General features: G+C 35.4%; 14 protein-coding genes and 1 tRNA gene. 8 read left to right on the top strand and 7 right to left on the bottom strand.

The window, feature by feature from the left end; translation table 11 throughout:
* Window positions 1–476: 476 nt before the first annotated feature.
* Window positions 477–1,508: a lactonase family protein gene (locus FGL89_RS01480; protein ID WP_147000295.1), complete on the bottom strand. Its 1,032-nt coding sequence runs from the start codon at window positions 1,506–1,508 to the stop codon at window positions 477–479.
* A 130-nt stretch (window positions 1,509–1,638) separates the two neighbouring features.
* Between FGL89_RS01480 and FGL89_RS01475 the strand changes: the two genes are divergently transcribed.
* The 3 genes from FGL89_RS01475 to FGL89_RS01465 are packed head-to-tail and all read left to right on the top strand — an operon-like array spanning window position 1,639 to window position 6,128.
* Window positions 1,639–2,811 (top strand): metallophosphoesterase family protein, encoded by a 1,173-nt coding sequence (locus FGL89_RS01475; RefSeq protein WP_147000294.1) that lies wholly within the window; start codon window positions 1,639–1,641, stop codon window positions 2,809–2,811.
* Complete coding sequence (locus FGL89_RS01470) at window positions 2,811–5,168, top strand: ATP-binding protein (protein ID WP_147000293.1); 2,358 nt, start codon at window positions 2,811–2,813, stop codon at window positions 5,166–5,168. The genes FGL89_RS01475 and FGL89_RS01470 overlap by 1 nt, the downstream gene beginning before the upstream one ends.
* Window positions 5,169–5,180: 12 nt before the next feature.
* Window positions 5,181–6,128 carry a 3'-5' exoribonuclease YhaM family protein gene (locus FGL89_RS01465; protein ID WP_147000292.1) on the top strand — a complete coding sequence of 316 codons (948 nt, stop codon included), beginning with the start codon at window positions 5,181–5,183 and terminating at the stop codon, window positions 6,126–6,128.
* Window positions 6,129–6,170: 42 nt separating this feature from the next.
* Here FGL89_RS01465 and FGL89_RS01460 read toward each other — a convergent pair whose 3' ends face one another.
* The 3 genes from FGL89_RS01460 to FGL89_RS01450 are packed head-to-tail and all read right to left on the bottom strand — an operon-like array spanning window position 6,171 to window position 7,812.
* Window positions 6,171–7,082: a peptidyl-prolyl cis-trans isomerase gene (locus tag FGL89_RS01460; RefSeq protein WP_147000291.1), complete on the bottom strand. Its 912-nt coding sequence runs from the start codon at window positions 7,080–7,082 to the stop codon at window positions 6,171–6,173.
* Between the two features lie 54 nt (window positions 7,083–7,136).
* Complete coding sequence (locus tag FGL89_RS01455) at window positions 7,137–7,376, bottom strand: hypothetical protein (RefSeq protein WP_014974183.1); 240 nt, start codon at window positions 7,374–7,376, stop codon at window positions 7,137–7,139.
* Window positions 7,377–7,389: 13 nt separating this feature from the next.
* Window positions 7,390–7,812, bottom strand: coding sequence for an HIT family protein (locus FGL89_RS01450; RefSeq protein ID WP_014974184.1), 423 nt, complete (start codon window positions 7,810–7,812; stop codon window positions 7,390–7,392).
* A 73-nt stretch (window positions 7,813–7,885) separates the two neighbouring features.
* Between FGL89_RS01450 and FGL89_RS01445 the strand changes: the two genes are divergently transcribed.
* The 3 genes from FGL89_RS01445 (at window position 7,886) to trmB (ending at window position 10,676) form a co-directional block, all read left to right on the top strand.
* Complete coding sequence (locus FGL89_RS01445; RefSeq protein ID WP_147000290.1) at window positions 7,886–8,629, top strand: ABC transporter ATP-binding protein; 744 nt, start codon at window positions 7,886–7,888, stop codon at window positions 8,627–8,629.
* Window positions 8,616–9,905, top strand: a complete 1,290-nt coding sequence (locus tag FGL89_RS01440; RefSeq protein ID WP_147000289.1) for an ABC transporter permease — start codon at window positions 8,616–8,618, stop codon at window positions 9,903–9,905. The genes FGL89_RS01445 and FGL89_RS01440 overlap by 14 nt, the downstream gene beginning before the upstream one ends.
* 111 nt (window positions 9,906–10,016) lie before the next feature.
* Window positions 10,017–10,676: a tRNA (guanosine(46)-N7)-methyltransferase TrmB gene (trmB, locus tag FGL89_RS01435; protein ID WP_147000288.1), complete on the top strand. Its 660-nt coding sequence runs from the start codon at window positions 10,017–10,019 to the stop codon at window positions 10,674–10,676.
* Between the two features lie 163 nt (window positions 10,677–10,839).
* Here the strand turns inward: trmB and FGL89_RS08595 are convergent, their stop codons facing one another.
* Window positions 10,840–11,010 carry a hypothetical protein gene (locus FGL89_RS08595; RefSeq protein ID WP_019040266.1) on the bottom strand — a complete coding sequence of 57 codons (171 nt, stop codon included), beginning with the start codon at window positions 11,008–11,010 and terminating at the stop codon, window positions 10,840–10,842.
* A gap of 143 nt (window positions 11,011–11,153) precedes the next feature.
* Window positions 11,154–11,819, bottom strand: coding sequence for a DUF4767 domain-containing protein (locus tag FGL89_RS01430; protein ID WP_147000287.1), 666 nt, complete (start codon window positions 11,817–11,819; stop codon window positions 11,154–11,156).
* 330 nt (window positions 11,820–12,149) lie between these two features.
* Here FGL89_RS01430 and FGL89_RS08590 point away from each other — a divergent pair, with 330 nt between their 5' ends.
* On the top strand, window positions 12,150–12,305 hold the full coding sequence (locus tag FGL89_RS08590; RefSeq protein WP_186727197.1) for a hypothetical protein: 156 nt from the start codon (window positions 12,150–12,152) through the stop codon (window positions 12,303–12,305).
* Between the two features lie 580 nt (window positions 12,306–12,885).
* Here the strand turns inward: FGL89_RS08590 and FGL89_RS01425 are convergent.
* Window positions 12,886–12,959: transfer RNA gene (locus FGL89_RS01425), tRNA-Arg, on the bottom strand.
* Window positions 12,960–13,076: 117 nt separating this feature from the next.
* Between FGL89_RS01425 and FGL89_RS01420 the strand changes: the two genes are divergently transcribed.
* The gene (locus FGL89_RS01420) at window positions 13,077–13,595 is read left to right on the top strand and encodes a molecular chaperone (protein ID WP_147000286.1); all 519 of its coding nucleotides are present in this window, start codon (window positions 13,077–13,079) and stop codon (window positions 13,593–13,595) included.
* Window positions 13,596–13,615 lie beyond the last annotated feature (20 nt).

The raw sequence follows: 13,615 nt of genomic DNA, 5'->3' as shown, positions 1-13,615 counted from the left end.
TTGCAAATATAAATTATAGATGTTATACTATAGACATAGGTTAGGGGGAAGTCCTCATAACAACTTAAGTTGTTGCAATCATTCTTGACGATGATTGGAATGGATTTCTTTCAATCCGATGACAGTTTACTCGAAGCTTGAACTAAATAGTGGCAAATGGATGCGTTGAGCATTGGTTTAGCAGACAAGTTTGAGCGTAATGGAAACGTTGTATGAGATGTAAGTCTCATAAATGTTGACTTAGAGTAGGCTGTTTTTAATGTTTCATGAACCAGTGGCGTATCTCAAAAATCTGAGTGGAATGGGTTATGATTGTGCCAACTAAAGAAGTAGAATGACTTGTAGAGCAGAAAAAGATACAATCATTGATGCTAAAAACTCAGTTAAAAACAGTTTTGGTAATATAAAAAAGTAACTGACCAAATTATTTGGTTAGTTACTTTTTTTATTTGATAGCGAACAATAATATTTTAAAATTAATATTCAAAAGTGACGCGCACGCCCTCTGGAATAGCAAAATCTTTTTGTAGGAGTGATAATTCACCAGTGGTTTCATCTCGATCGTATAATGAAACATTATCAGTGTCCTGGTTAGCAACGACTAAGAAAGTTTCATCTTTATCCCAATTCATGTCACGTGGAAATTCACCTTCAGTACTAATGAGCTGAATACGTTCAATCTCGGTACCGCCATTAACAATTTTGAAAACAGCAATTGAATTGTGACCGCGATTAGTAGCATAGATAAAGCGACCATCATGGCTTAAACGTAGGGCAGCTGAGCCATTATGTTCAGTCCAATCAGAGGGAATTGTCGAAGCAGTCATAATATGCTCAAATGAACCATCATCAGAGTTGTACTTTAAGACACTTAACAGGCTTGAAAGCTCACCAAGCACGTAAGCATACTGACCGTTTGGTGAGAAACGAATATGACGTGGACCAAAACCTTCTTCTGTTTTAAAGCGTGAGTCTTCTGTTAGTTGACCGTTGTCGGTGACATCAAAAGTGATGATTTCGTCACTACCTAGATCCACCGCTACTAGCCGTTTATCGGGTGTTAAGTTAGCAAAATGGATATGTGATGAACTTTGCTCTGGTCGGGGACCTGAGCCTTCGTTTTGCCAAGTATCACTTAGTGATAGTGAGCCATCAGCATTAATAGTATATGATTCAACAGTACCGCGGTGATAGTATCCAGCAAAGAGCAGTTGACGGTCCTCATCAATGCCCATATAAGCTGGTGCGGAACCTTCAGTCAATTTGGCGTCAAGTTCAACCACAGGACGTTTTGCATTATCCAATGTGACTACACCGCCTTGACCATTACGGTTTTCAACAGCGTAAATTTTATTAGCTTTTGAAAGGGCTAAATAAGTAGGATTAGTTAATTGACCAATGAAAGTTGGATTTTGAAGCTGTTTTTTGTCTGTGTCCAATTCTGCTTCATATAAACCTTTTGATAGACGTTTGGTATACGTACCAAACAAAATTTTGTGGATTGCCATATTTATTGTCTCCTTAGTTAAACTACTTCTATAATAGCATATATGTAAGGGGTTTCACAAGTTGAGAAAACGGTTTATTTTCAGTATAATAACATTAAACGAACATTTGTTCAAAAATTAGAGGTTGGTTATGAAATTTATCCATGCAGGCGACATTCATCTAGGAAATCCATTTTTAGGATTAGATCAACAATTACCAGAGCATTTAAAACCAATAATACAAAATGCGACACTGACAGCCTTTGAAAAGTTGATTGATTCAGCTATTGCTGAAAACGTTGATTTTGTATTATTTCCAGGGGATTTATACAATTCATCTGAAAGTGGACCACAGATTCAAGAAATGGTGAGTGTACAGTTTGAGAGATTACATGCTGCTGCGATACCTGTATATTTGAGTTTTGGGAACCATGATTTTGAGGCAAATAAGCAAAAACATTTACCTTGGCCGGAAAACATTCACATATTTGCACAATCTATAGAAACTAAGTATTTATCTTTAAACAGTGGGGAACAGATAGCTCTGACAGGCTTTAGCTATCAAACACAACGTCAAAAAGAACAACTTATTGATAATTTCCCGCCTAAGGATATAGCAGCAGATTATCATATTGGCTTATATCATGGTGCACTTGGCGTTGACGGTGAAGCATATGCGCCATTTTCTGTTAATGATATGTTAGTCAAAAACTATGATTACTGGGCTTTAGGACATATTCACGTTCGGCAAACATTAAATGATTCGCCTTTTATTGGGTACTCGGGCAATTTACAGGGATTAAATCGCAAAGAGGTCGGACCAAAAGGTTATTATTTAGTTACTAGCCATAACAATAAGTTAATACCCGAATTTAAACCCGTTGCAGCTGTTATATGGGAAAATCTAACCATTTCAGAAATGGTTGATGAAGATGATTTAGTCACACAAATTGTAAATTATCAAACAGAAAAAACAACACTATTTTCAGTTGATATTACCGCAAAATTAAATAATACATTGATTGAACGCGTGTTAAGCGGGTTAACGTTAGAAAAAGTACGTGCTAAATTGCCAGATAATTTGTGGGTTGTACGTCTTGGGTTGAAAAAAGCACCAACAGCTGTATTGGCTGAGGACAATATTGATCAGAAATATTGGAAATCATCGTTACAATCAATTTTTGAAAATTTTAATGTATCAGATTATTTATCGAATCAAGCACCTGTTTTTGTTAGAGAGTATTTCATGAGTGAAGATGGACAAGCCGTGTTACAAGAGAAAATGTGGCAAATTATGCAGGCTAGAAAGGCACGTGATGAATAATGAAAATCAAAAAAGCAGAAATTAGTGGGTTTGGACGATGGTCACAGCAAACCTTCGATTTTTCCGATGGTTTTCAAGCGATTGTTGGTCAAAATGAGTCTGGTAAGTCTACGCTACGTGCTTTCATTATCGGCGTTTTATTTGGTTTTCCAACAAAAAAAGGGCAAAATAATGTATATGATCCTAAAGATGGTAGCAAATATGGCGGTAGTTTAGTTATTACTGTGAGTCAAAATGACTATAAAATTACGCGCATTAGTCGAACACAATCTGAATTGACAATTACAGATATGTCTAGTCAAATAGTGATAGAACACCCGGAAGAATGGTTATCACAACAATTACTACCGTTAACAAGGGCATCGTTTGATGATATCTTTAATTTTAGCCAACGCGATTTAGCACAAATTGCTCAATTAAAACCTATTGAACTACAAAAACTACTGTTAAATATAGGTGCTGTGGGTAGCACAAGTTGGCTTGATGTGGCTAATGATGTTGTCAAGCAAGCTGATAAGCAATTTGCTCAGCGTTCGACAGGGAAAAGACCTTTGAATTTAGCCACAAGACGTTATGAGAAGAATAGTGAAGCATTACATGATAAAAATGATGCTGTAGCGGATTATGTAAATGGACAATCAGATATCGAATTGCAACAAAAAGCATTAAATAAGAAACAATCTCAAATATTAGATTTATCAAAAAAAATGCAGAATTTACAATATTTAATGCAACAATATACGCTTTATAAAAAAGCAATGGCATTGAGGGAGACGCTGACCTCTGAAACTACGTTAGTGTCAGATGAGGATATTGATGAAGTCCGGCGTCTAGCAATTATGACTGAAACTAGTCGAAAATCTTTGCAAAATCTTAATGAAGAAAAGCAACAACAATCGACAAAAAATAAGCAAGCACCATATGATCAGTCAACTATTGCAAATCTGGAAGTTGAAAATCATCACCTTCAAAATTTAGAAAAAGAACGTGCTGTTTTAATCAACGAAGTTGATGGTATACGATCCAATTTTAAAATTGAGGTACCCAAGCCCCTAACAGACAGTGAGAAAGATGCACTATCTGAAAAAGACTATGGCTTGATAATTATCATTGTTGCCGTCTTATTTGGCGCAGTAATGTATTTTATCTTCAAACCAGCTTTAATTTTAGCTGCGCTCATAGCCGGTCTCGGTTATTTCTTTCTAAAACAACATCGAGATAAGCAGTCTAAAATACGACAACGTTATGGTATGTTGTCAATTACGGAAATTAACGCAGCTCAGTCCGATATTCGTAGAATGCTACAGAAAGAGCAACAGATTAGTGAGTTGGATGCTAATATTGATGCAACTAGAGATACGCTTGTCAATAAACTAGAACCAATTACTAACTTTCTAAATATAGTGGTACGCCCTGATGACCTTGAAATGACAATGTCACAATTAATGCATAGCAATGATCAATGGCAGTTACGTTTACAAAATAACGAATTACTATTTGCACAAAGGCAACAACAAATTTTAACTGAAATTCAAAAAATGCAATCCTCACTGTTAGAGTATTCAACTGCAAAGCAAGCTATTTTCAAAAAGTATCAGGTTCAAGATAGTGAGTCATTGATGGCTTTAAAGCAACAAGCAACAGCGCAGTTGCGTAAAAATCAAAGATTCAATGATATGATGCAACAGATCAAGCCAGAGATGATGGAACAATTACAACAAATTGATAGTATTACTGATTTGCAGGAACAATTAGATAACGTAGAAAAAGAGTACAATCAAGCTCAGCAAGCTGCATTTACTAAACAAGCCCAGTTATCAGATTTACAAGCACAACAACAACAGCGCACCAGTAGTGACCAATTTTTAGCTTTACAGCAAGAATTAGCTAACGAACAGACGATGTTAAACGATCAGTTTGGTGAATATCTTGCTGAAAGATTGACGGTGGATTGGATTAATCGCGCGCTGCAAGCAGCCTCACAAAATCGTTTCCCAAAAATGCAAAAAATTGCTACGCAATATTTTACAAGGTTAACGCAAAATAATTATATTGACACACAATTCGTTAAAGATGATCTGTCACTCGTACAGAAAGATGGTCACAAGTTTGGTGTAAGTGAGCTATCAACTGGCACGCAAGAACAGCTCTATGTTGCTCTGAGATTAGCCTTAAGTCAAGTCATTGCAGATATTGTGTCAGTCCCTTTGCTGATTGATGATGGGTTTGTTAACTTTGATGATGATCGGCGAGCAATCATGCTAGATATTTTACAAGAAATAGCGCAGCAACAGCAAATTTTTTATTTTACCACAGCATTTTCAGACCCACATGTTAAACAAATAATAGCATTATAAAGGGAGTATATTATGGTTAAATTGTTGACAGATTTTCAAGATACTGAGCACATTGATAGTTTTGCGCTAATTAAAAGTGCTGATATACGATTAACTAAAAATGGAAAAACTTATTTAAGTATGGTATTTTCAGATCGCTCAGGCGATTTACCTGGGAACTTATGGGATGCCACTGAATCCCATATTAGTACATTATTACCTGGTAAGATTGTACAATTACAGGGTGTACGAGGTTCATATCAAGATAAACCACAAGTACAAATTACAAATATTCGTCTGTCCGGTGTTGGGGAACCTGACAACCCAGCTGAGTTTATGGCTCATGCACCAATTAAAGAAGATGACATGGATGATGAGCTGAACGACTTTATCCTGATGATTACTAACCCAACTTGGAATCGGTTAGTACGTAAATTATTTAATGTTTACCATGATCAGTTTTTACGTTATCCTGCTGCCAAAATGAATCATCATGCGTTTGCAGGTGGGTTAGCTTTTCACTCATTGTCAATTGCGAAATTAGCCAAAAGCGTATCAGCACAGTATACACAACTGAATCAAGACTTACTGATTGCTGGTGCGTTATTACATGATCTAGGCAAAGTAATTGAATTATCTGGACCGATTGCAACAAAATACACAGTTGTTGGTAGTTTAATTGGCCATATCACGCTGATTGATGAACAAATCGTTTTAGCAGCAAATGAATTACACTTTGATTTACAATCAGAAGATATGGTTATATTGCGACACACCATTCTATCTCATCATGGTCAGTTAGAATATGGGTCACCTGTACGCCCCAATATATTGGAAGCAGAAATTTTGCATCAAATCGATGAGATGGATGCTAGCATTCAAATGATAACAGGTGCATTAGAAAAAACGGCTGATGGTTCATTTTCTGACAGGATTTTTGGTTTAGATAACCGGCGTTTCTTTAAATCATCATCAGAGTAAAATAAAAAACGTAACCATTTTGGTTACGTTTTTTATGTATTATTATTTACCAGGTGATGAAATACCTGCAGTAAGGTAGGTGTTCAATGCAGTTTTCAACTGCGCATCTTTAACATTAACATTTTCTTTACGTAAGACTTTACCGATGATAGCTTGAACCTTTGATGTATTTTTTTGATCAGTTAAGAATTTTGATACAATTTGGTCTGACAGTTTACTACGAACACTGTTTAGACTAGGTTTTGTAGTTGTTTTATCTAATTTAATGACATAGTAACTACCAGTTGATCCGGTAATGGGAGAAGTTGTATAGTCTCCAACTTTACTTAATTCAAATGCAGCTTTTTGTACTGCTGGATCAACAGTCGTACTTGTTGAGTCAAAAGCTGGCAACTGACCATTGCTTTTTTCATATGTTTTATCAGTTGTATACTTCTTATAAACAGTTTCCCAACTATTATCAGACTTTAAATCGGCAATAGCATTTTTAGCACTTGCTTCATCTTTAGCCGTAATCATCGATATTGTTGTATTTTGGTGGTAATCTTTATAGGCTTTTTGAATTTCTTTATCAGTGATTTTGTAGTTCGCCTTAACCGCTTCGGTAACAATTAGATTATTTTTAATACTTGTCTTAAATTGTTCTTCAGTTGTGTTGTTTGATGCTAGTGTCGATTTAAACGCGTCACCATACTGTGCTTTCTGTGTATCAAAGGCATCTTGAACGTCCGACTTTGATACATTAGTACCATATTGTTCTGCAAGTACCTTATTAATGACCATGTTAGCGAATTCTTGTTGACCAGCTGATGATTTCTTCAAGTCAGTCATGAATTGTTTTTCTGTAATTTTACCTGAATCTGATGTCATCAAAGTTTTTGATGAATTTAAACTAAGGAAGATAAGACCGCCACAAAAAATTACGACGATTAATCCCCAAATGAATTTACGCATATCTTGTTTCCTTTTCTGATTAGTATTCTAAATATTCTACCACAAAATAAACAACTACGCTTTAAACTTAGATAGTTGATCATTTAAATGTTCTGTTGTTTCTTTGATACGATCTAAGTGTGGCTTGTTTTTGAAATTCATTTTTTCAATTTCTACTTGAATTTCATCACTTGTAGTTTTGATTTGATCAACTTGCTCAACTAAATTTTTTTGCTGTGCTTTGAGTTGATTAAGTAAGCGACTAATTTCTTTAAGTTGAGCTGATAAATTTTTGATATTATCTAAAATTTTCATTTATATACCTCAATTAGAATTGTGATGCGATTGCGTCAGCAATTGTTTGATATTGTTCCGCTGAGAAGTTAGCACTATTATCGATAGTAGGTGCGAGTTTGTCATTTAAATTGTCATCATCATAACGTGGGATGAGATGCCAATGTGAGTGACGAACAGTTTGACCAGCTGACGTACCATTATTTGATTGAATATTGATACCAGTGATGTCGTCATCACTTGCTTTGATAGCACGTGCAATGATAGGTAATTTAAGCAGCACGGCTTCAGAAATATCCTTGTCATAATCAAAAATATCATCCACATGTTTTTTTGGTACAACGAGTGTGTGCCCAGGTGTTACTTGAGAAATGTCTAAGAAAGCAACAACGTCATCATCTTCGTATACTTTATAACTTGGAATTTCACCGACAATAATTTTATCAAAAATATCCATAATTAATCCCCATTCATGATTGTACTATCTTTATTATATCAAATAAAGCGCCCAGCCTGTTATAATAGTAGGTATGGGATTAAAAATAAAAAACTTATCTGGCGGTTATGCTGGTAATCGTATCTTAAAAAACGTGTCATTTAACGTCGATAACGGTAAAATTGTTGCGCTAATTGGTTTGAATGGTGCCGGTAAATCAACAACAATGAATCATATTATTGGTGAGTTGCAGCCAACTTCAGGCACAATTGTACTGAATGGCACTAACATTGTGCAAGAACCAACTGCTTTTAAATCAAAAATTGCTTATATTCCGGAGCAACCGATTTTGTATGATGAGTTGACATTAGCTGAACATCTACATCTCATGTTAGCGGCGCATGGGTTGGATGATGATGAGACGTGGGAGAATGTTCTATCATTGCTCCGACGTTTCCGTCTTGAAGACAAGCTACATTGGCTACCAATTCATTTTTCAAAAGGGATGCGTCAAAAAGTCATGCTGGTGTCAGCATTTATGTTACAGGCACCACTTTTAATTGTTGATGAACCTTTTCTGGGCTTAGACACTTTGGCGCAACGTGATGTTGTTGAATTGATGCGTCAACAGGCTAATCAAGGTGATAGTGTGTTGATGACGACACACTTACTTAGTTCAGCAACAGCGTTCGTGGATGAATTTGTTGTGCTTCGTGATGGTGAAGTACAGTTCATTGGGACACCAACATTATTAGCTGATAGCTATCAATTGCCACTTGCTAAACTAGATGATTTGTTTGATATGATGCAAAAGGAGTCAGCAGATGGTGTTGAATAAATTATTCATGCAGCGGTTTGCTAGAAATCAACGAACAAATTTAAAGTATTTACGCTTACTATTCAATGATCATTTTATTGTATTCTTAATGATTGCTATTGGTGGTTTGCTATTGGCTTACCGGCAACTATTTGTCACACAGCAGTCAGATGAGTTTTGGCATCAGCTTTGGTGGGCATTATTTAATACACTTTGGTTAGTAATTGGCTTAAATATGGGACATTTGGTGACCTATTTTAAACCAGCAGATCGTTTATTTTTGTTAGGCAGCGATCAATTGATTATAAAAAAATATTTAAACTATTCAGTCATTCTGAGTTGTAGTTATGCATTTTTGTGGCAGATTATATTTATGGCTACAATTATACCGATATTTTGGAAAATTTATAATGGTGATATGACACGACTAGCCTTACTAGCAGGTTTTATCATGACTTATAAGTGGCTATCATTATTGGGTGAGCGTGATAGTTTACTGATTAAGACACGGCAATCGTTTAATTCATGGCTCATGACACATCCGATGATGAACATCTCCATTTTTAGGTTCAGCATACCGGTGATTATGATAGCTATAATATTATTGCTATCGATTCAATGGCTTTTGGTATTGACAGTTAGCTGGCTGCTAGTGGCAGTCATAATAGCTAAAATGTTTTTCATTAGCCAAGGGATGGCCGCAAAGATTGGAATTGATTGGCATAAAGCCAACTTACAAGCCCAGAAACATGAGCAACGCGTGTTACATTTTTATGCGATGTTTGCCAATGTACCACATCAACCAAAGACGATCAAACGTCGACGATACTTAGATTATGTCGTTTTCAAACTTGCAAAACATCGTTCTGTCATGTATCGTTTATATATTACACGATTGGCTCGTGATGTAGAAATTTTACCACTGGTGTTACGTTTGATAGCAGTCGGTGCCATTATGGTGTATGCGCTCCAAGCAGCACCTAGTTGGTTAATTGCTATTGTCGGTGCATTGACTGTTTATTTAGTTGTTTTTCAAATGTTACCATTATATGATGAGACACAGAAAAATATGTGGACACGTCTATTACCGATTGATATAAGAGCAAAGCAAAAAGCGTTCCGACTATTGAGTGGTCAATTGATGGCACTAGCTACTATAATTATGATCATAGCGAGTATCATACATGGTTTACAAGCAGTTGGTATGACGATTATTAGTTTAGCTGTTATCATAGTATTTTTAAATAATATATATATTCCCAGACAATTTAGTAATAAAAAAAGCAATCAAAAATAATAAAAGAAAGCAGGAACGTTGAAATATCATCCGATTATTTTTTGCAGTAAACTTTGAATATTTAAAAGTGTGCTGACTAATTGATTGGTTATGACAACGTTGAGATTAATTATGCATCTTAGATCAAAACCTTGGGCAGGAGAGTGGTTAACTAATCATTCAGACATCGTGATTGACCAAGAACATGCGGCTTTACAGATTGGAAAGTGGCAGTCGTTGTTTGACCAAGAACAGCCTATCCATATTGAAATTGGATCTGGTAAAGGGCAATTCATCTTGGGCATGGCGCTCGCACATCCAGAAATTAATTATATTGGGATGGAAATTCAAGAAACGGCTGTCGCCGTTGCTGCACGTAAAAGTTTTGATTCAGTTGGTAAGTTACCAAATTTACGGTATATCTATGGGAATGGGAATGGTGTAGAAACCTATTTTGAAAAGAACGAAGTTTCAAAACTGTATTTAAATTTTTCAGATCCATGGCCTAAGACAAGGCATGAATCACGACGATTGACTTATAAAAGCTTTTTGCAGTCATATGAGGCTATCTTACCAGAAGCGGGTGAAGTTGAATTTAAAACAGATAACCGACATTTATTTGAATATTCAATGGTGAGTTTTATGGATTACGGCATGCGCTGGACATCAGAAGATTTCACTTTAGATTTACATGCTGATGAAGATAAAGTTGCTGGTAATATCGAAACAGAGTATGAACAGAAGTTTATGGCCAAGGGTCAACCTATTTATAAGATTAAGGCTCACTTTTAGAGCAACAAGGGTTACAGGGTATTGTAACATTAAAAAACACTACTAAATTTTAGTAGTGTTTTTATTATTTGAGGATAAAAAATAATTGATTTATTCCATACTTATTTTTAAAAATGGGGGATGCGTTACTCTGGTGTTGAGTTATCAACGAACTCGCCTAATGTTAACTGTAAAAAGGGAACCAAAAATAGCACCACAGAATAATGATTGCTACCTGAATAATGACACCAATCACACCACCAATGATCATATATTTATTATGTAATATCAGTCCAATAATTAAAATAGACATCATTAGGACAGAAAAAGTAAACAACAATGTTAATGGTCCCATAATAATCTCCTAAAACTTGTTGCTTTAGTTCTAGCACCAATAGTGTATCTCAAACAAAAAACTTAAACGTTTGATACTTTATGACTATTATAGCATTAACAAAAAAATCTATCATACCAAGGAGAAGGCAAATAATAGATTTTTTAATCATTAAAGATATCAGTGAAACCATTTTGAAGATCAGTATTTTTTGTTTCAGAGAAATATAGATCATCGCCATTTGTTGTCTGTGATACATAAACTATCGGCTGGTTATTTTCTATAACAAAGAAATATAGTGCTAAGTTAAAATTATCATTTGATATTTTTCCAGAAGCAATTGCCACGAGCTTGTGGGTTGCGTGGGCTGAACCATCTGGAGACCATTTAACATCAGTCGTAATATCATTGAATTTAATATGGCCATTCAAGTGCCCATTGGTTATGCTTGTTGGAAATTTGAGGCCATAGTAATTTGGTTGTTGACCATTGTAAGTTCCGACGAATGATTGATTCATACGAGATTGCCATTCTGCCATAAACAATGACAGTTCGTGTTGCTTGTTAGATGACCAGCCAATTTTTGAACTATTATCGCTTGAAAATTTTGGTTCATCAGTGGCACTGCTGCTCGATGAATTATTATTATGCGATGAACTACTATTTGAAGACAGAGCACTTTGTGAACGAGTAGAGTGGATCTTTTTAGAAGTATTTTTGTTGTTGGCGTCCAAGCCTTGTTTAACTGGCTGATTTATTTTATAGATAATACCAATAATAACTATTATAGGCACTATGGTAATGATGGTATTTTTGTTAATGAATTTCATGGTGATCTTTCCTTTGTGGTGTATGAATGTTGCTTTTATTTGTAAGCCTTGCCTTGTTATTATAATGTATCTAATAGGGGATAGTCTAGCCGTCCATTTTTTGACTGTTTTTATGCAAAAGATATTTTATGATTATTTCAGCTGATTATTAGCTTAGTTCAGAGTCATACTTGAGAGACGTGAATTGAACTCACGCGATACACGATATACAAGTAGGGAATACCAGTAAAGTATAGCACTTACATGTTATTAAAATATTAGAAGAGGTCGCCATATACCATAATAAATATAGGTGACAACCTGAAAATCAAAGAAGGAAACGCACAGGTAATGTTTGATTCAAGAATGATAGCCATTGACTTAGAAATGTCACGTGTTGCTGCAAGTAGCAATAGTTCAGTTCGTGGGACCGAGTTAATAGGTATCTGTTCGTATCCAACAGTACGGCACGCTGAGGGTTGGTATGGTTTATTTCACATAAGTTGATTTTACTTTTGGCAAGATTAGTGATACAATATATTAGTTAGCCCAGTGATTTTACAATCGCCATACTTCTTTTATCTAAATTGAAGTATATTCCAGGGGCTGACGTATATAGTAGTTGTCAGCTAATAGTTTGCAATTACAGCACCTTAACGGGTGCTTTTTTATTACATAAAAATAAGTGCTCTGAGTTCCCGTAGCTGGGGTAAATTCACTCGTTGGGTCGTTTTATATTAATTTTTAGCTAATTTAAGGAATTATTGCGCTACTAATATTGATAAAACAATGTTTACAAACAAAAAACGTTCCACCAACAAAGTTGATAAAACGGTTAAAATGTGTTTTAGCAGCATGTTGTTTACAGATTTCTTATTCATAATTATCACCTCTAAAGTATGATACGTTATGAAAAATAATTGCTCTTAAATACAGATTACGTTATTTTTATTTGTAGCCTTAATATTGTTTTTACGTACTTATTCATGACAGCTAAAGAACACTGGTGACAAGTCATAAACCCAGTCATACCAATGCATTTAACTAAAAAAACGTTTTACCAACAAAGTTGATAAAACGGTTAAAATGCGTTGAGGGGGAGTCGAACCCTCGACCTGCCGGGTAGAAACCGGCTGCTCTATCCAGCTGAGCTACCAACGCAATACTCTATCTATATTATCATATATTTTGTGAATATTAAAGATCCAAACTGCATGTTTTTAAAATTTAGGATTCATAGTATACTAGACATATGGAAAGTATGGAGAAATTTAAAATATGAGAAAAGCTTTTATTGCTTTAGGTGTCGTGATTATCGCACTGCTCGCGGCGTTTGCAACTTTTAATCAACAACCAAAATATGCAGGCGTTTCAATGCCAAAAACAGATTATCGTCATTTAGAAGATTCACGTCAAGATATTAATGAGTTGATTACTGCACTAAGCGATTTTGATTATACAAAACCGAAAACGATGGTAACGATTGAAAAAGCGAGTGACACTATTGTGAAAAATAACAGTAGCAATTTAAGTGGACCTGATGCGCAATCTTTACGTGAAGCTTTGTATGGTCGCCAAGGGATCGTCACAATCGTGCAGGCGGCTAAAAAAGGGCACTACAATATCGATGGTAGTGTTGCCTCACGTTTTCATAATGGCTTTAATACGATTATCACCATGTCAGTTAACGCAATTAACAAAAGTTCAGCACAACGTGCAGATATTGTTACTCAAATGAAAACTGACCTAAATATCGAGTCAGCAATTTATAAGATCGGTGCCAAAAATGAAGAATAGGTATGAATCTGTGCTTATTC

The organism is Leuconostoc carnosum (assembly GCF_007954525.1).
Lineage (GTDB): Bacteria > Bacillota > Bacilli > Lactobacillales > Lactobacillaceae > Leuconostoc > Leuconostoc carnosum.
This window is presented reverse-complemented; position numbering and strand designations above follow the sequence as displayed.

Excerpts from the sequence above, each read along its gene's own strand:
- FGL89_RS01480 (WP_147000295.1), bottom strand. The coding sequence starts at position 1,508 with ATGGCAATCCACAAAATTTTGTTTGGTACGTATACCAAACGTCTATCA.
- FGL89_RS01475 (WP_147000294.1), top strand. The coding sequence starts at position 1,639 with ATGAAATTTATCCATGCAGGCGACATTCATCTAGGAAATCCATTTTTA.
- FGL89_RS01470 (WP_147000293.1), top strand. The coding sequence starts at position 2,811 with ATGAAAATCAAAAAAGCAGAAATTAGTGGGTTTGGACGATGGTCACAG.
- FGL89_RS01465 (WP_147000292.1), top strand. The coding sequence starts at position 5,181 with ATGGTTAAATTGTTGACAGATTTTCAAGATACTGAGCACATTGATAGT.
- FGL89_RS01460 (WP_147000291.1), bottom strand. The coding sequence starts at position 7,082 with ATGCGTAAATTCATTTGGGGATTAATCGTCGTAATTTTTTGTGGCGGT.
- FGL89_RS01455 (WP_014974183.1), bottom strand. The coding sequence starts at position 7,376 with ATGAAAATTTTAGATAATATCAAAAATTTATCAGCTCAACTTAAAGAA.
- FGL89_RS01450 (WP_014974184.1), bottom strand. The coding sequence starts at position 7,812 with ATGGATATTTTTGATAAAATTATTGTCGGTGAAATTCCAAGTTATAAA.
- FGL89_RS01445 (WP_147000290.1), top strand. The coding sequence starts at position 7,886 with ATGGGATTAAAAATAAAAAACTTATCTGGCGGTTATGCTGGTAATCGT.
- FGL89_RS01440 (WP_147000289.1), top strand. The coding sequence starts at position 8,616 with ATGGTGTTGAATAAATTATTCATGCAGCGGTTTGCTAGAAATCAACGA.
- trmB (WP_147000288.1), top strand. The coding sequence starts at position 10,017 with ATGCATCTTAGATCAAAACCTTGGGCAGGAGAGTGGTTAACTAATCAT.
- FGL89_RS08595 (WP_019040266.1), bottom strand. The coding sequence starts at position 11,010 with ATGGGACCATTAACATTGTTGTTTACTTTTTCTGTCCTAATGATGTCT.
- FGL89_RS01430 (WP_147000287.1), bottom strand. The coding sequence starts at position 11,819 with ATGAAATTCATTAACAAAAATACCATCATTACCATAGTGCCTATAATA.
- FGL89_RS08590 (WP_186727197.1), top strand. The coding sequence starts at position 12,150 with ATGTTTGATTCAAGAATGATAGCCATTGACTTAGAAATGTCACGTGTT.
- FGL89_RS01420 (WP_147000286.1), top strand. The coding sequence starts at position 13,077 with ATGAGAAAAGCTTTTATTGCTTTAGGTGTCGTGATTATCGCACTGCTC.